At 62.6% G+C, this 16,573-nt stretch carries 15 protein-coding genes, 1 other RNA gene and 1 pseudogene; 12 read left to right on the forward strand and 5 right to left on the reverse strand.

Annotation, left to right across the window (positions count from 1 at the left end):
• The 10 genes and pseudogenes from A5753_RS23535 to A5753_RS01840 form a co-directional block, all read left to right on the forward strand.
• Positions 1 to 195 (forward strand): annotated as a pseudogene (locus A5753_RS23535) (hypothetical protein); the annotation flags it as partial.
• Between the two features lie 43 nt (positions 196 to 238).
• Positions 239 to 928 (forward strand): cell division ATP-binding protein FtsE, encoded by a 690-nt coding sequence (gene ftsE, locus A5753_RS01795; protein ID WP_067122665.1) that lies wholly within the window; start codon positions 239 to 241, stop codon positions 926 to 928.
• Entirely contained in the window at positions 929 to 1,822 is an 894-nt protein-coding gene (gene ftsX, locus A5753_RS01800) for a permease-like cell division protein FtsX (RefSeq protein ID WP_067122626.1), read from the forward strand.
• A gap of 2 nt (positions 1,823 to 1,824) precedes the next feature.
• Positions 1,825 to 2,334, forward strand: coding sequence for an SsrA-binding protein SmpB (gene smpB / locus A5753_RS01805; protein ID WP_067122629.1), 510 nt, complete (start codon positions 1,825 to 1,827; stop codon positions 2,332 to 2,334).
• Positions 2,331 to 3,173, forward strand: a complete 843-nt coding sequence (locus A5753_RS01810) for a DMT family transporter (protein ID WP_156655865.1) — start codon at positions 2,331 to 2,333, stop codon at positions 3,171 to 3,173. Before smpB ends, A5753_RS01810 begins: the two co-directional genes overlap by 4 nt.
• A 37-nt stretch (positions 3,174 to 3,210) precedes the next feature.
• Positions 3,211 to 4,056, forward strand: coding sequence for a maleylpyruvate isomerase family mycothiol-dependent enzyme (locus A5753_RS01815; RefSeq protein ID WP_067122668.1), 846 nt, complete (start codon positions 3,211 to 3,213; stop codon positions 4,054 to 4,056).
• Between the two features lie 166 nt (positions 4,057 to 4,222).
• The gene (locus tag A5753_RS01820) at positions 4,223 to 5,185 is read left to right on the forward strand and encodes a hypothetical protein (protein ID WP_067122634.1); all 963 of its coding nucleotides are present in this window, start codon (positions 4,223 to 4,225) and stop codon (positions 5,183 to 5,185) included.
• Positions 5,186 to 5,320: 135 nt separating this feature from the next.
• Positions 5,321 to 5,688: a transfer-messenger RNA gene (gene ssrA, locus A5753_RS01825) on the forward strand.
• Between the two features lie 85 nt (positions 5,689 to 5,773).
• Positions 5,774 to 6,904 carry a site-specific integrase gene (locus A5753_RS01830; RefSeq protein ID WP_067122636.1) on the forward strand — a complete coding sequence of 377 codons (1,131 nt, stop codon included), beginning with the start codon at positions 5,774 to 5,776 and terminating at the stop codon, positions 6,902 to 6,904.
• A gap of 1,834 nt (positions 6,905 to 8,738) precedes the next feature.
• Positions 8,739 to 9,593, forward strand: coding sequence for a hypothetical protein (locus A5753_RS01840; RefSeq protein WP_067122642.1), 855 nt, complete (start codon positions 8,739 to 8,741; stop codon positions 9,591 to 9,593).
• A gap of 340 nt (positions 9,594 to 9,933) precedes the next feature.
• Here A5753_RS01840 and A5753_RS01845 read toward each other — a convergent pair whose 3' ends face one another.
• Together A5753_RS01845 and A5753_RS01850 are read right to left on the reverse strand one after the other, a co-directional pair.
• Positions 9,934 to 10,716, reverse strand: coding sequence for a TetR/AcrR family transcriptional regulator (locus A5753_RS01845; RefSeq protein ID WP_067122645.1), 783 nt, complete (start codon positions 10,714 to 10,716; stop codon positions 9,934 to 9,936).
• A 68-nt stretch (positions 10,717 to 10,784) separates the two neighbouring features.
• Complete coding sequence (locus A5753_RS01850) at positions 10,785 to 12,050, reverse strand: cytochrome P450 (RefSeq protein ID WP_067122671.1); 1,266 nt, start codon at positions 12,048 to 12,050, stop codon at positions 10,785 to 10,787.
• 138 nt (positions 12,051 to 12,188) lie between these two features.
• Between A5753_RS01850 and A5753_RS01855 the strand changes: the two genes are divergently transcribed.
• Positions 12,189 to 12,815, forward strand: a complete 627-nt coding sequence (locus A5753_RS01855) for a TetR/AcrR family transcriptional regulator (RefSeq protein ID WP_067122648.1) — start codon at positions 12,189 to 12,191, stop codon at positions 12,813 to 12,815.
• A gap of 411 nt (positions 12,816 to 13,226) precedes the next feature.
• Here A5753_RS01855 and A5753_RS01865 read toward each other — a convergent pair whose 3' ends face one another.
• The 3 genes from A5753_RS01865 to A5753_RS01875 all read right to left on the reverse strand — a co-directional run bounded on the left by A5753_RS01865 (position 13,227) and on the right by A5753_RS01875 (position 15,545).
• Entirely contained in the window at positions 13,227 to 14,111 is an 885-nt protein-coding gene (locus A5753_RS01865; RefSeq protein WP_067122654.1) for a TIGR03619 family F420-dependent LLM class oxidoreductase, read from the reverse strand.
• 43 nt (positions 14,112 to 14,154) lie between these two features.
• The gene (locus tag A5753_RS01870) at positions 14,155 to 14,781 is read right to left on the reverse strand and encodes a PaaI family thioesterase (protein WP_067122656.1); all 627 of its coding nucleotides are present in this window, start codon (positions 14,779 to 14,781) and stop codon (positions 14,155 to 14,157) included.
• A gap of 101 nt (positions 14,782 to 14,882) precedes the next feature.
• Positions 14,883 to 15,545: a TetR/AcrR family transcriptional regulator gene (locus tag A5753_RS01875; protein WP_231989960.1), complete on the reverse strand. Its 663-nt coding sequence runs from the start codon at positions 15,543 to 15,545 to the stop codon at positions 14,883 to 14,885.
• Positions 15,546 to 15,665: 120 nt separating this feature from the next.
• Between A5753_RS01875 and A5753_RS01880 the strand changes: the two genes are divergently transcribed.
• A complete protein-coding gene (locus A5753_RS01880; RefSeq protein ID WP_067122662.1) occupies positions 15,666 to 16,448 on the forward strand; it encodes a hypothetical protein in 783 nt (260 codons plus the stop codon).
• Positions 16,449 to 16,573 lie beyond the last annotated feature (125 nt).

Genomic DNA, 16,573 nt, shown 5'->3' on the forward strand with positions numbered 1-16,573 from the left:
GCAGGCGAAGTCAACTGGCCGCCGCCACCGGTGACGACGACCACGACCACCACACCGCCGTTCCAGCTGCCGCAGCTGCCGTGCGTCTTGCCGGCGCCGTTCTGCCCGCCCAGCTCAAGCCCGGCCACACCGACGCCGCAGCAACCGCAGCCGGGCCCCGGCCCGGTGCCGAGTTCGCCGCCGCCGGCCAGTTGACTTCGCCTGCCAGCGAAATTCACCGCTACACTGGCGTGCCGTGATGATCACCCTGGACCATGTCAGTAAGAAGTACAAAGCGTCGGCCCGCCCGGCGCTGGAGGACGTCAACGTCAAGATCGACAAGGGTGAATTCGTGTTCCTGATCGGCCCGTCGGGGTCGGGCAAGTCCACGTTCATGCGGCTGCTGCTCGGCGCGGAGAACCCGACCAGCGGTGACGTCCGGGTCTCGAAGTTTCACGTCAACAAGCTGCGGGGCCGTCACGTCCCGAAGCTGCGCCAGGTGATCGGCTGCGTTTTTCAGGACTTCCGCCTGCTGCAGCAAAAGACGGTCTACGAGAACGTCGCGTTCGCGCTCGAAGTGATCGGCAAACGAAGCGACGCGATCAACCGGGTGGTACCGGAGGTGCTGGAGACGGTCGGACTGTCCGGTAAAGCCAACCGGTTGCCCCACGAGTTGTCCGGCGGCGAGCAGCAGCGGGTGGCGATCGCCCGCGCGTTCGTCAACCGGCCGCTCGTGCTGCTGGCGGACGAGCCGACGGGCAACCTCGACCCAGATACCAGTAAGGACATCATGGATTTGTTGGAGCGGATCAACCGCACGGGGACGACGGTGCTGATGGCGACGCACGACCACCACATCGTCGACTCGATGCGCCAGCGCGTCGTCGAGTTGTCGCTGGGCAGGCTGGTTCGCGACGAGCAGCGCGGCATTTACGGGATGGACCGCTAAGTGCGTTTCGGTTTCCTACTCAACGAGGTCCTGACCGGGTTTCGTCGCAACGTCACCATGACGGCCGCGATGATCCTGACGACCGCCATCTCCATCGGCCTGTTCGGTGGCGGCCTGCTGGTGGTCCGGTTGGCCGACAACTCGCGCGAGATCTACCTCGACCGCGTCGAGACGCAGGTGTTCTTGACCGACGATATTTCGGCCAACGACACGACGTGTGCGTCCGCGCCGTGTAAGGGGCTGCGCGACAAGATCGATGCGCGACAAGACGTCAAATCGGTGCGCTTCGTCAACCGGCAGGACGCCTACAACGACGCCATCAAGAAGTTCCCGGAGTTCAAGGACGTGGCGGGCAAGGACTCGTTTCCCGCGTCGTTCATCGTCAAACTGAACAATCCCGAACAACACGCGGAGTTCGATGCCGCGATGCAGGGCCAGCCCGGGGTGCGCAGCATCCTCAACGAGAAGGACCTCATCGACCGGCTGTTCGCCGTGTTGGACGGCTTGCGCGATGCCGCGTTCGCCGTTGCCCTCGTCCAGGCCGTCGGAGCAATTTTGTTGATTGCCAACATGGTGCAGGTCGCGGCATACACCCGTCGCACCGAAATAGGGATCATGCGGCTGGTAGGCGCCAGCCGGTGGTACACCCAGCTGCCCTTCCTGGTGGAGGCGATGCTCGCCGCGGCCGTCGGTGTCGCCATCGCCGTCCTCGGCCTCATGTTGGTTCGGGCTTTGTTCCTGGACAACGCGCTGAGCCAGTTCTATCAGGCGCATCTGATCGCCAAGGTCGACTATGCCGACATCCTCTACATCTCGCCGTGGCTGTTCCTGCTCGGCGTGTCGATGGCGGCAGTGACGGGGTACGCGACCTTGCGCCTCTATATACGGCGGTAACTGTGGCCAAGGGTTCCGGCCGCACCAAGGCGGCGGGCGGCAAAGGCGGTAGCAAACAAGTCATCGCCACCAATCGCAAAGCGCGGCATAACTATTCGATCATTGAGTTGTTCGAGGCCGGAGTGTCTTTGCAGGGCACCGAGGTCAAAAGCCTTCGCCTGGGCCAAGCATCATTAGCTGACGCGTTCGCAACGATCGACGACGGCGAAGTTTGGTTGCGTAACTTGTACATTCCGGAGTACCAGCACGGTAGCTGGACCAATCATGAGCCACGCCGCAACCGAAAGTTGTTGTTACATAGGCAACAAATCGACAGGCTGGTGGGCAAGATACGAGATGGTAACCTCGCGTTGATGCCGCTGTCTCTGTACTTCTCGGAGGGCAAGGTCAAAGTCGAGCTTGCTCTTGCTCGCGGCAAAAGAGCTTATGACAAGCGCCAGGATATGGCGCAGCGTGATGCACAGCGTGAGGTGGTCCGTGAAATGGGACGACGAGCAAAGGGCATGACCTGATCGGGGCGGCTTACGCCCAGCTGTCTGCCGTGACATATGGCGTTAGCGATTTCGTGGGCGGCGTAGCAGCGCGGCGAGTGGCCGCGCTGCGCGTAATGCTGGTCGCTTACCCGATAGAAACCCTGATATTGGGCGTGATGGCCGTCTTCGTCGGCGGCCCCATTCATGTCGGCGCCGTTCTATGGGGGTGCCTGTACGGCATCGGCATGGCCTTCGGCATGTGGGCGTTCTTCGCCGCACTTGGTTCCGGGCCGATTTCGGTCGTCTCGCCGTTGGCGGCCGTGCTCAACGCCGCGGTGCCCGTGGCGGTCGGCATGGCGCTGGGCGAGCGGCCTGGTCAGGCGGCCCTGGTCGGTGTCGTGCTTGCGCTGGCTGCCGTGATGCTCGTCAGTCGGGAGGCCCCAGTGGAGGGCACGCCCTATCGGTTCACTCCAAAAGTGGCCTGGCTCACAGTAGTTGCTGGCTCCGCAATGGGCTTGAACCTGGTGTTCCTGCACCAGGCGCCGCACGTATGCAAACTTTGGCCGCTGGTCTTCGCTCGGGTGGCGGCCAGCCTGGTGGTCTTCGCGATGGCCAAAACCAGCCAGAACCTGGTGATGCCGCGCGGACGGCCGCTCAAACTGGCCGTGGCCGTCGCCCTGCTGGACATCTTCGCCAACATCACCATGCTGGCGGCGCTGCACACCTGGCTGCTGTCGTTGGCCAGCATCCTGATCTCGCTGTATCCGGCCGCGACGGTGGTGCTGGCGATGGTGGTGCTGCGCGAGCGGGTGACCCGCTTGCAGGGGATCGGCATGGTGCTCGCCATGGGCTCGGTGGCAATGATCGCCTCGGCCTGACGGCCCGCACTTGGATGATCAGCCTACGATCCTGACCATGGCCGATCGCCCCGTCACCAAACTCGACAAATCCACCGTTCTCTCCGGACTCTTCGCGGTATGGGACGACATCGATGCGCTGCTGGCCGGGCTGTCCGAAGCGCAATGGCGAGCGGCGAGTCCGCTGCCGGGCTGGGACGTCAAGGCCCTGGTGGCGCACATGATCGGCACCGAGTCGTTTCTCGCCGGCATCGCCGCACCTCCGCCCGATATCGACGTCTCGACGCTGGAGCACGTGCGCAACGACGTCGGGGTGATGAACGAGTGCTGGGTTCGCCATCTGAGCGCGCACGCCGACGCCGACGTTTTGGAGAGCTTCAGGGTGATCACCAACGATCGGCGCGAAGCGCTGACGAGCCTGTCCAATGAGGAGTGGGACGCGGTGACGATGACTCCCACGGGCCCGGACTCCTACGGCCGGTTCATGCGGATCCGTGTGTTCGATTGCTGGATGCATGAACAAGACATTCGGCTGGCGCTGCAAAGGCCGGCGTCCGACGACGAGCTGGCCGGCACCGGGCCGTCGCTCGCAGTGGACGAGATCGCCGCCACGATGGGCTACGTCGTGGGCAGGTTGGCCAAGGCGCCCGACGGTTCACGCATCCAGTTCGACCTCACCGGCCCGCTGGCCCGCACCATCCGGGTCAACGTCGACGGCCGGGCCGCGGTGGTCGACGACTTCGGCGGACAAGAACCGACCGCGACCATCCGTCTGGACGGGCTGCAGTTCACCAGGCTCACCGGTGGGCGCCCGATGTGTCCAACGCGCGCAAACGAGATCGAGCTCGACGGGGACAAAGGGGTCGCCACCCAGGTCGTCGAGCATCTCAACTTCGTTATCTGACTGCCTGTTTGGCGCCTTGTGAGCGGGGCGGGCGCTAACGGCCTCAAGGCGACATATGTCACACCTGGGCAGGGAACTGTCTTGCTACCCGGTGAGCGGGTAGTCGAAAGAGTAGAGCGCACTTTGCGCCCATTTCAAAAACGTCAATGCCAGGAGGCCCGTACAAATGACTACACCTGATACCTCGAGATTGCTCGCGCAACTGCGAACGCTGCTGGATTTGACCAATACCGAGATTCAAATCGCGGAGACCCGCGTCGTCCAGGCCCGCACCGAGGCGGTGCGCCGGGAACTCTCCCAGAACGCCGGAAATGGCCGTGAGCGTGCAGAAGCCATCGAGTCGGCGATTCGGGACCTGGGAGGTTACCCCGACGTGATCGGTCCGTTCCTGGGTCGCGCGGCCGCAGCGGTCAAGGCTCTCACCGAGCAGGCCGCACCCTTCGATGAGGCGCTGTTGGGTGACCTCGCGCTCGAGGACCAGCTTCTGGACCGGGCGCGCTACACCAAGGCGCTGGCAGTCGCCGCGAAGCGCCAGGACGTTGTTGACCTCGCCGACCGCCTGATAGCCGCCCACGCCGCGACCGTGGAGTGGCTGACCACCGTGCTTGCCGAAGATGCGCTCGGCGGACCGGCGGCTCTTCGTCGGACCCCGATTCAGATGGCCGCCGGCACCGCCGTGAACCTGGTCAACCTGCCGGTCGCCTGGTCCGCCCGCGGAGTGGATCGCGCTGTGGACGCGCTGCGTTCGACCGGTCCGGCTATCAACGACCTGGTCAAGCGCGGCGGCAACGCCAGTGAGATCGCCGCGAAGGCGCTGTCGGCGTCGCAGAGCGCGGCCCTTCGGGCCGCGGAGCGGGTCACCCGTTCCGAAGGTGCGGACCGAGCCGCCGACGCGCTGCACTCGAGCCGTGCAACGGTCGGCGTTCTGGATGAGTCCGAGTTGCCCATCCGGAACTACGACGACCTCAACGTGAGCGACGCGGTGGCCGCGATCAAGGACCTCACCGCCGCTAACGACGTGCGGGTCGTGATCGCTTACGAAGAGGCGCACAAGAACCGGCAGCGCGTCGTCTCGGCGGCGCAGACGCGCGTTGCTGCCATCGCCCAAGAGGTGGTCGGTATCAACTGATCGCCAGAGCAGGCGAGTGCCCCCGGTGCCTTGACGCCGGGGGCACTCGGCTATTTGGCGCGGAAGATAATCGCGTTGCCGCTCGTTGGTAGGCAGGTACCATTGATATTCCTGCCGAAAGTCGGTGGGGTGCGAGGGGCTGAAAGGTTTCGACTTCGCGCATCGAATCAAGGGAAGCGTGCCGGTGCAGGCAACCGACCACCGTAAGCGTCGTTGCAAACAGATAAGCGCCGATTCACATCAGCGCGACTACGCTCTCGCTGCCTAAGCGACAGCTAGTCCGTCAGACCGGGAAAGCCCTCGACCCGGACCCTGGCGTCAGCTAGAGGGATCCACCGATGAGTTCGGTCGCGGGACTCATCGGGACACCAACAGCGACTGGGATCGTCATCCTGGCTTGTTCGCGTGACCAGGAGATCCGAGTAGAGGCATAGCGAACTGCGCACGGAGAAGTCTTGAGGGAATGCCGTAGGACCCGGGTTCGATTCCCGGCAGCTCCACTGAGTATCTGCTGGTCAGAGCCTTAAAACTCTGGCCAGTTCTCGTTTTCATCAACATCTCATCAACATCCTCGGTTATGCTGCCGCTATGGCATCGCTTCGCAGCGGCACGCGCAAAGACGGCAGTACCTACGTCCAGGTGCTCTACCGCCTAGATGGCAAGCAGTCCTCGACCTCTTTCGAGGATGTCGCTTCGGCCATGAAGTTCCAGAAGCTGGTCGACAAGTTCGGGCCCGACAAGGCGCTAGAGACTCTCGACACCGACCCAGAGTTCTCCGCCATGACCGTCCATGAGTGGATCGAGCACCACATCGACCACTTGACCGGGTTGCGGAAATCAAGCCTGTACGACTACCGGTCGTATCTAAAGAACGATATCGATGAAACACTCGGCGACCTCCCGCTAGCGGCTCTGTCCAGGGACGACATCGCAAGGTGGATGCTGGGGCTGTCGGAGAAGGGGGCTTCAGGCAAGACGATCGCGAACAAGCACGGGTTCTTGAGTGGCGCCTTGAACGCTGCTGTCCGGGCGGGACGCATTCCGTCGAACCCGGCCGCCGGCCAGCGCCTGCCCACTTCGGAACGTCAGGAGATCGTCTGCCTCAGTCATGAGGACTTCGCGCGGTTGCTCAACAACATCACCGATTTTTGGCGTCCACTTGTTGAGTTCCTTGTCGCGTCCGGTTGTCGCTGGGGGGAGGCCACCGCGCTCAAGCCGTCGGACATCGATCGGAGCAAAGGGACGGTGCGAATCACCCGGGCCTGGAAACGAACTTATGACCGAGGCGGATACGAGATCGGTCCGCCCAAGACAAAGAAGTCCGTGCGAACCATCAACGTCCCGAAACCCACTTTGGACAAACTCGACTACTCCAACGAGTGGCTGTTTACCAATCGAGCTGGTCGGCCCGTACGAGGCAATGGGTTTCACGACCGTGTCTGGCGGCCTGCCGTCGACCGTGTATGGCCGTCAGTGGATGCCGGAGGCAAAGCCATCTGTAAAGGCAAACGGGCCCCCCGTCCTCGCATTCACGACTTAAGGCACACGTGCGCGACCTGGATGGTGCTTGCCGGAGTCCCGTTGCCGGTGGTGCAAGCTCACCTCGGTCATGAGTCGATCAACACCACTATCGCCCTCTACTCGCACGTCGATCGGCGCAGTGGCGAGGCAGCGGCTGAGGCAATCGCGCAAGCTTTAGCAAACAGATCTTTGCCTTAGTCGGAGGTAACGCAGTGCACGGCCAATCTGCACAGGCCGGTTGCGCTTGCCGTACCGCGAAGCCTGGCGACCACGATGACTACGGCAGGCACCGACGCTTGGTGTCCAGCACTTCACCTATAGGGCGTCCGGCGGCGCGGCGACACCTCGACGATAAGCCGCACTCTATCCGATTCAGATGGGTCCTCGTTGGCTTATTTAGCAGCAAAGCCTCGGGGATCGATATCAACCAGGCAATTGAGCCAACATTAGGTGCATATTTGGTTTGCTGACATTTACCTGACAGGTTCATATCGCCACGTGGAGCGTCCTAAGCTAGCAGTCAGTTGGTTGCTGCCGCGGGTGTTTTGTGTTAGCTTCTGCGTTAATGCCTGGTCCGTCGAGGGTTAAATTGGAACGTGAGAGTGATGAATTGACTGCCTATGGTCGTCCGGCGTCATTCGACGCCAATTCGTTGACATATTCGTTGACCGAGGCCGCGAGCCGCTTCCCATGCAGTGAGCGCTGGCTCGCCAAACAGATCCGGGTGGGCCGGTTCCAGGCACGCAAGATCTGCGGGCACTGGCGCATGACGCAGGCAGACATCGAGTATGCAATCGAACGGTGTCGCAACGATGGTCGAACTCCAGCTAACAACGCTGACTGCGGCCTGACTTCCACTAGCCGTCGCAGGCTCGAGCGGGCGAAGGCGTCGCCGTGAGCGAGCGACCAATCACTTCCCGTGACTGGATTAGCCGGGCAAGCGACTCAGGTGAGCCGAAAACAGAGCGAGCGGAACACGGCGGCTACGAAACGCGCGGATTTCGTGGGCTCTTGTCGGTTCTTGACTTCAGCAACGATGAGCAGGTCTCTATTTATAGGCAGCCTGCAGAATGAGCCCCATCGCTGCCTCGCCATCGGGCCGTCGGCGAACGTCATCTCCAAGCCGGAGCCAAGGATTGCTGGTTTTGCGGGACTTCGGAAAGTCGCTGACCGACGACCGCTGTCTAACGGGATGCGGGCGCAAGATAAAGCGGGGCGAAGTCGGTGACGCTGGCGAGATTCTGGAAGTCACTGTCTACTGCGACCGCGCGTGGCTGTGCCCGGTGTGCGGATACCTCGCCGCCCGTGACCAGTCCCGTGGGCTAGCCACGACGCTCATAACGTGGACCTCCGGAGGGGGCTCGGTGGCATTCTTGACACTGACCCAGAGTCACAGCGCCGAGGATGAATTGTGCGACCTATGGGACCAGCTGGGATATGCGTGGTTGGCCCTTGTCCGAGGCTCGGGCTGGCGAACAGACCAAGAAACATTCGGCGTGCAAGCCTACGCCCGGGTCACCGAAGTCGTTCACCATTCTGAAAGTGGTTGGAACGTCCATCTTCACGTGCCTCTGCTCCTCATGGAGGCACCTAATGACCAGCAGTTGCATGAGCTGAGGGATCGACTCACTGCTCGCTTCATACGCGGGATCAGGGCTACTGGCGGTCGAGCGTCGTGCGGGGGTCAGGATCTCAGCCGCATGCAGTCGGGCTCTGAGCGTCAGCTAGCTGACTACTGCGCCAAGGGCACAAAGGTATGGCACTCGGACAATTCACGCTCGCCGATGGCAATCCTAGCCGATCTCAAGGAAACCGGAGAGGGCCTAGCCCTATGGAAAGAATTCAGCGCCGCAGTCACCGCGACAAAACGCAAGCGGTACAGCCCTTCTCACGGGATTGCCAATGTAATCCGGGCCCGGAAATGACACCTCGCCTGTCAGCAGCCGGCCTGATGTCGCTTACAACTGAGCTCTTAGCCGCAAACACCGATGACCGTGCGGGCCCACTGGTGGTTGCAGTCGGGGGAGTACTGATGCTCGGGGCGCTGGCCGCGATCACGCACACGCGCAGGGAGTTCGGCGCCGGCCTGGTACGGCCCCGTTCAGGCAGCACCCGCAGGCTTCGGATCCGCTCGGCGGCAGGGCTCGCGTGGCGGCTTGACCGTGGCCCGCTGCTGCTGTGGACGTTGCCGACGATCGCGGTCGCGGCGCTGTTTGGCGGCATGAGTCACGGACTGATCGACCTGCTGCGTGAGGACGCCGGCGCCGCCGGCCTGCTACGCAGCATGACTGCGGTGTCAGATCCTGTGCGCCAGTACTTTTCGTTCAGCTACGTGTTTGTCGCCCTGCTGCCCGTGATCTACGGTGTTGCGACGGCCCTGCGTACCCACGCCGACGAGCGCGCGGGCCTTCTCGATGCCCAACTGACGACCGGCGTCGCGCGGTGGCGTCTGCTGGCGGCGCGCACCGTCGAGGCCGCTGCCGGCGCGTTGGGCCTACTCGTCTTGGGTTCGACAGCCCAGGCCGCTACGGCCCTCGCCGCCCTCAACGATGCACCGTCGAACGGGGCCACGAAATGGGCGTTCTGGGCCCCCTTCAGCCAAGCCGCCGGGGTGCTCGCCGCGGTCGGCCTCGCCAGCCTCGCGGTAGGCGTCGCGCCTAGGCTGACGGGTACCGTATGGGGCGCCGTCGTGTGGAGCGGGTTCGCGGTGCTGCTGGGTGTGCTCGCCCGGATGCCCGACGATGCGCGGCGCATCGCACTGCTCGGGCACCTGCCCGCCGATCCGCCTGCTCTCACGGCACCCGCCGTGCTGCTAGTCGTGATGTGCACCGTAGGGGCAGTGACGGGATGCGCATCGATGCCGACCCGCGACATCGTGGTCGGCTAACCACCGTTGAGGGATACCTGACTAATCGAAGCTTGAGCCGCTATCAGTGCGCGGGCTGGCCGTACTCGGTTTTCATTTCACCCTACGATACCGTCGATGACGTTGAACTCGTGCTAAGCGCACTCCCGGGATCGTCTACTGATGAGATAGGTCTGGTTCGGGCAAGACGCGATCGACGGTTCACCGTGAACAAAAATGCCTCTGCGGCAACCTCTACGGCGTCGATGACGGCCTCGGCCGTAACTAGGGAGCCGGTCTAGCCTGGGAAGGCAGGCCAAGTGAAACCTATTGCAGGACAGCGACCGCGGAAAACTTGAGTCGATTCCGCCACTCGCATATCTTAGGGTCCTTGCACGTCGAGCGGGGTTGACTTTGCATCAGCGTTTAGCCCACCGCCGTGTTGGAATGAGCACGCAACGTGGCCGGCCGGAACCGGTTTTGCCGATGCGGCGTGCTCATGGTTCGTGCGTGGCTCCGATTTGCGTTGGGTGTCATCGTTGGACGGGTGCCGATCGAGCAGATGGATTGCAGTTCTCATGCGAGCACGTAGATCGGTGGACGAGGAACGCTCCTGTACCAGAGAGATGATCTCCGAAGTCCAGATGTCTGCAAGGATCTCTGCGATGGCGTGCTGCTCCTGATCGAGATGTCTAGCCAACAGGTCGATCGTCTGGCAGCGAACCTGCTCACCCTCATCGATACCGGTGACGTACGCGGCGACATAGGCGTGGGTGAGGGCCTCGGTGATGCGATCGGAGCGTTCCATCGCATCAACGAGCCGGTCGGCAACAAAGCGCAGGCGAGCCAACGGGTCACTGAGGCCGATCTCGTCGCCGATGGCAAGGTCGAAGCGACTCAGTTCATATGCGAGGGCCGCCGTCAGCAAGTGGACCTTGGACGGGAAATAGTAGTATACGGTCGCCATGGATACTCCGGCGCAACGCGCGACCTCTCGCATCCGAGCGTCGCTGTAGCCGCCCTGCGCGGCGACCTCTACGGTCGCATGGATGATCCGCAGCCAACGTTCTCGCTGCCTTGGGGTTTGCGGACTTCGTGAGGCCGGCAGCAAAAACTCGCGGCAGCCTTGCTCGACCTCGCGGTAGTCTTCTGGCGACAAGGGCATGCCAGCGCCTTAGACGTTCGGGCCCGGGCGGACGGTGTCGGCGTGTAACTGATGCGAATGCCGGTGGCTCATGCCCACTGGTCCCGGGTTGAAACGCCGGGACCGGCTGCGCCGTAGGCGACGTCAAGGGTCTTGATGCCGTTGATCCATCCTGAACGAAGTCGTTGCGGCTCGGCGATCTTGGAGATGTCCGGCAACTGATCGGCCAGCTCGTTGAAGATGAGTTTGATCTCCATGCGCGCCAGGTTTGCCCCGATGCAGTAGTGAGCCCCATTGCCGCCGAAACTCAAGTGCGGGTTGGGGTCACGCAAGATGTCGAACTCGAAGGGATTGTGAAAAACTTCGTCATCGAAGTTCGCCGAACTGTAAAACAAGCCGACGCGCTGGCCCTGGCGAACATTCACCCCGCCAACTTCGGTGTCGGCAAGTGCGGTGCGCTGAAAACAATGCACGGGACTGGCCCAGCGGATGATTTCGTCGACCGCGGTGTCAGGACGCTCCCGCTTGAACAGCTCCCACTGATCCGGACGATCACAGAAAGCGTTCATCCCGTGCGTTATGGCGTTGCGGGTGGTTTCGTTGCCCGCCACCGCCAACAAGATGACAAAAAACGCGAATTCAACATCGCCGAGCCCATCACCATCGACGTCCGCTTCGATCAGACGCGTCACGATGTCGTCGGCCGGGCAACGGCGCCGCTCTTCGGCCATGCCGTAGGCGTAGGCCATCAGTTCGGCATTGGCCACCGCAGGATCACAATCGAACTCCGGATCATCAGTGTTCATAATGGAATTGGTCCAGTCGAACAACTTCTCGCGGTCCGCCTCCGGTACACCGATGAGGTCCGCGATCGCCAACAGGGGCAATCTCATGGCGATATCGTCAACGAAATTGCCGCTGTCCTTCTGCGCGGCAGCGCACACGATTTCACGTGCCGCCGCGGAGAGCTTGTCTTCAAGGTGGGCAACGGCGCGCGGCGTGAACAGCCTCGACACGAGCTTGCGCAGCCTGGTGTGGTCAGGCGCGTCATGGTTGATTAACAACGCCTTGGTCAGCTCGAGCTGCTCAGCGGTCACGCCCTCGGGCAGACGCATGACCGCCCCCTTGCGATTGGTCGACCACCGCTCTCCGTCGCGAGAAATCGCCTTGACATCCTCATGCCGGCTGATCACCCAGTAACCACCGTCTCCGAAGATCGACTCGGGCTGCTCGTTCCACCAAACAGGCGCGGTGCGACGAAGTTCGGCGAACTGTGTCACCGGAAGCCCCGCCAGCAACACGTCGGGATCGGTGAAATCGAAGCCCCTACCGAACGGACACGTCGTCGTGTTCATCACGGTTCCTTCCCGGTAGGTCATACGTATTGTATTTGATCGTATGACCGTACATCAGGGCTGTCGCTGCGGTCGAATCACTCTCGGTGGACTATCGTCACGCCCGGACGGGAGCAGCGAATTGACAGGAGGCTCGCGGTGCGGACTCGTGGATGGGGCGGCGACGTCCCCACCAGCGACCAGGAAGCAGTAGCGCGCATCATCGCTGCCGCGCGCTCGAGCATCGACGAGCACGGTGAGCGCATCAGCTTGGCCGATGTCGCGCGCGCCCTCAACGTGACGCGGCAAACGGTCTACCACTACTTCAGATCAACCGACGAACTATTGCAGGCGACCGCAACCGATGCCACCGAAGACTTTATGGACCAGCTCGCCACGTCCCTGTCTGGCATCATCGATCCCGCCGCGGCCATCATCGAGGGCATCGCACTGACATTGGAACGCCTGCCCAAAGACCCCTACATCGGGCTCATGCTGCGGTCACCGCGCAACGCGGCCGTCGCCGAACAAGTCACGTTGGCCAACGACACCGCCCGCATGTTCGGCCGCTTCATCCTCGACCGCCTCGACGTCAACTGGTCGACCTTCCCCCCGTCGGCCATCGAGGACGTCCTGCAGATCGTGTTGCGTACCCTACAGTCATTCATCATGTCTCCACACACCACAGGCAGCTCCGAACTTCGGAGGCTGCTGGGCGTTTGGATCGGCCCGGCCGTCAGCGCCCTCCAGCGCCCAGGCCGACCGGCCGCAGCTGCGTCCGACTGATTCATGCTTCTCGGTCATGGGTAACCACTGGTCATGCGATTGACCATGCGCTGTATGACCCATACTAGAGCCGATTTGCGGCTGCCGCCGCCACAGGGTGCAACCCGTTGCCAGTGGATCGCGCGTCGGCGTTTTGGGGGTACCACCAGCTGTTCATCGAACAGCTCGCAGGCATCGCGGTCAACGCCAGGTCGGCTTCCAGCGCAGCGATGCGCTTGTGAGCGGCCGCCAACTCATCGGCTTCCACACTGGGGATGCCCTCGAATCGAAGTTTTCGGGCGGCTGTGTCGGTACGAACATGACTTTCCCGTTTCCGCGTTGGCGGATAAGTGTCACGGTGACGAAAGTGCGAGCGCCAGCGTTGCTGCGGTATTGCCGGCCCGTTGCCATCTCCAGAATGTGTGACGCCCCTCAGCGGTTGACCTTTGAAATGACCTTCTCGGCGAATCTCTCGAGCTTGGCCAGCTTGTCGGCGAGCGGCTGGGTGTCGTCGCCCGTGATGTAGGGGTTGCGGAAGCCGACCACGACGTCAGTGACGCCCATGTCCGCCAGGCGCTTACACCCATCGACGGTGCGCGAATCCGGGGTGGCGGCGTGGATCTCGAACGCCTCGCCCGCTTTTCCCGCTTCAGTACGCAGCGCGTGCAATTTTCCGACCATCTGCTCGAGTATTTGGGTGGGACCGCCCGCGTGCATCCAGCCATTGCCCTTATTGGCGGCACGACGCAGTGCGGCATCGGAGTGGCCGCCGATGAGTAACGGAATCGGCTGCGAGGGAACGGGACACATCTTCAGCGACGGGACATTGTAGAAGCGACCGTGAAACTCAAAGAACTCGCCGGACTCCAGCCCACGAAAGATCTCGATCGCCTCGTCCATCCGGGCGCCCTTGTGGGCCGGGTCGACGCCTGCCATGAGGTAGTCGTCTGGGTAGGGACTGGTGCCGATGCCAATACCCAAGCCGAGGCGGTCTCCGGTGAGTTTTGCGACTGAAAAGGCCTGCTTGGCGGAGAGCACGGGGGAGCGGAGTGCAAACTTCACCACGAAGGTGTTGAAGCGGATTCGCTTCGTCACGGCGCCCAGAGCTGCGGCGAGCACGAAAGGCTCGATGAATTCCTTGCCTTCGAGGAAGCTGCGGTCGCCGTCGGCCGTGTACGGATAGATGGCATCGGAATGTTGCGGGTAGGCAATGGAATCGGGGATGGTGAACCCGTCGTATCCCGCGGCCTCGGCGGCGACCGCCAAGTGCGGCAGGTACTCCGATCGCGTCATCACATCTGTGAACGTGAAACGCACCGGCGACCCCTTCCGCTCTCGCTCAGCATCGATCTTGATGCCGTCACCCCTGGCGTTTGCCAGTGGTTCTCGGGCTGATCAGCAGGCCTTGACTGGTTACCAGGACACCGGCGTCGGGTCCGCGCAGTTCGGCGTGGGTGGTTGTCTTTCGTCCGTCGATGTCAAGGATGTGGCCGTGCACGGTCAGGGGCGTGTCGATGGGCACGGGTTGGTGATAGTCGACCTCCATTTTCGCGGTGCGGCTGAACGGTCTTCCCGCGGCGTGGATGACCATTCCGTAGATGAGGTCGAAGATCATGGGGAGTGTGCCCCCGTGGACCACCGAGCGAGCGCCTACGTAGAAGCGGCTGTACTCGACGGCGATGTCGACACCGTCGGGTTCGAAACGCGTGATCGTCCACGGTGGCATGAGCAAGCTGCCCGCACCGGGCAGGCTTGGCACGCGACCGGCCAGGCTCGCCCCCTCGGCTGCTTCATGATGACCCAACAGGTCGATGAGTTCGTCGACTCGTTGCGCCGCGCGGACGAAGACGTCGTCTTCTGGGGCTGCGCTGACGGCCAGGTCTTGCAGTGTGCGCATCCCGGCCACGAAGTGGCTAAATCCGGGTCCGGGTTCGGTCAACCGAAAGATCGGCGGCGGCGCATCGTCGTGTCCTGAAGCATTGCTCATGCGCTCAGTCCATATAGGTGTATCGGGCAGGCGCTTGCGCGCCCGGGGACAACTGCCATGGTCATTCTTTCTGCTCGGTTTACCGACGCTGGCACTCTTTGCTACGACTTGGGGGTCACACGCGGTTGGCGCGTCAGGCAGCACCGGAGGTGATCGACAACCTCGTCGGCAACCTTGTCGATGGGCAGCGCGCGGTCGGTGGCGATCCATTCGGTGAGCCAAATTTGCAGGGCGGAAATCACCAGCGAGGCAACAACTGCCGGACGCAATGCGCTGATCTCTCCGGCGTCGATAGCGGCCTCCGCTGCGTGGCTGATCATCTCCATGCCGGTGCGCCAAGCCTCGCGCTGTCCGCCGCGCCCGGCATCGATCAAGGCTGACGCGGTACCCCAGCTCAGTCCTTCGTGAAGATGCAGTGCCAAGAAGTGAGGATGGGCGGCAAAGAACTCGACCTCAGCGCGCGCACCGGTGAGAATCTTCTCCAGCGGTGAGTCGATGGGCGCGGTGCGGGTCCGGACGGCGTCGACGAACTCGGTCATGCGAAGGGAATTGAGCGCATCCCACAGTTGGTCCTTTCCCGTGAAGTGCTTGTAGACCGTTGCCAACGAAACCCCCGCCGTCTTCGCGATGGCGCTCACCTTGGCGTCGGTGAACCCGGTTCGCGCGAACTCATACTCGGCTGAAGCGAGGATCTGTTCGTGGTACATCGCGCGCCGTGCATCGTCGAGGCGGGCGATGGGTGCACCAGATAGCGGCTGGTCCATGGGGCCTGCCTCCTTTCGTCGCGAGGTGCTTGTCGTGTCTGGACACACCATGTTAGCGTGCCCGGGTAACGACGATTACCGTTAGAGAAACGCGAGTTACTCAACCCGAGAGGTCCGCCCGTGACTACTACGTCCGATGTCACACGACAGTCGATTGCGGAACCAATTACCGCCAAGCTTCCGCCGTCGCGCACGCTGCGAATGCTGTGGATCGTCGCCTTCGGTTCGTTGGCGCTGTCCTTCCCGCTCTACAGCCACCTCGCGTTCAGCGGGGCAAACCGTACTACCGTCGCGAACGCGATGGCAGTACAGGCGACAACCGCATACTTCCTGGGCATCTTCGCGGCGCTGTTACCCATCCCGTCGCTGAGGAACTGGACGCGATTCCAGCGCGCCCAAGCCGTGGTCCTTCCGTTTGTCATCTGTTCCTATGCAACACATTTGACCTGGGAATTGGGTTGGATCATCCTCCATAAAGCAATCCCTGCCGCCCGCAACGCCGCGTGGGCCTATCCGTGGTGGAACTACATCGACGGCGGTGACGTGCGCTACCTGCACGCCGAACCCAATTTCATGATGATCGAGGTACTTTCGGTCATCAACGCGTGCGTCGGAGTCACCGGGCTCATCCTGTTGTTCCGGTCGAAGTTCACCAACAACAAGGGCACGTTGCTCGTCATGTCAACGGCAGTTACCCACACCGTGCTCACGTGGTATTACTACGGGACCGAGATACTCAGTGGATTCGTCTCGGTCAACACCACGAGCTTCATGGACTTCGGCGTGAAGTTCATACTTCTCAACGCCCCGTGGCTCATCGGCCCGTGGTTCGTCCTGCTGTGGGGATATCAGCTGTTGAAACGCCAGTTCGCCGGTGATGCAATGTCGCTGGGCAGCGTTTGAGCGCACGTCCCCGGGGCGATCGCGCACACCCTGGTCTCCGATAGGGCGGGTCAGGGCTCCCGGCGGCCGAGGCCTTTTTTCCAGCGCCCGCTGAGTCAGGTCCCTGCAGCGTTGCAGTGCGTGCG

It is taken from the genome of Mycobacterium sp. 852002-51971_SCH5477799-a (assembly GCF_001667145.1).
Taxonomy (GTDB): Bacteria; Actinomycetota; Actinomycetes; order Mycobacteriales; family Mycobacteriaceae; genus Mycobacterium.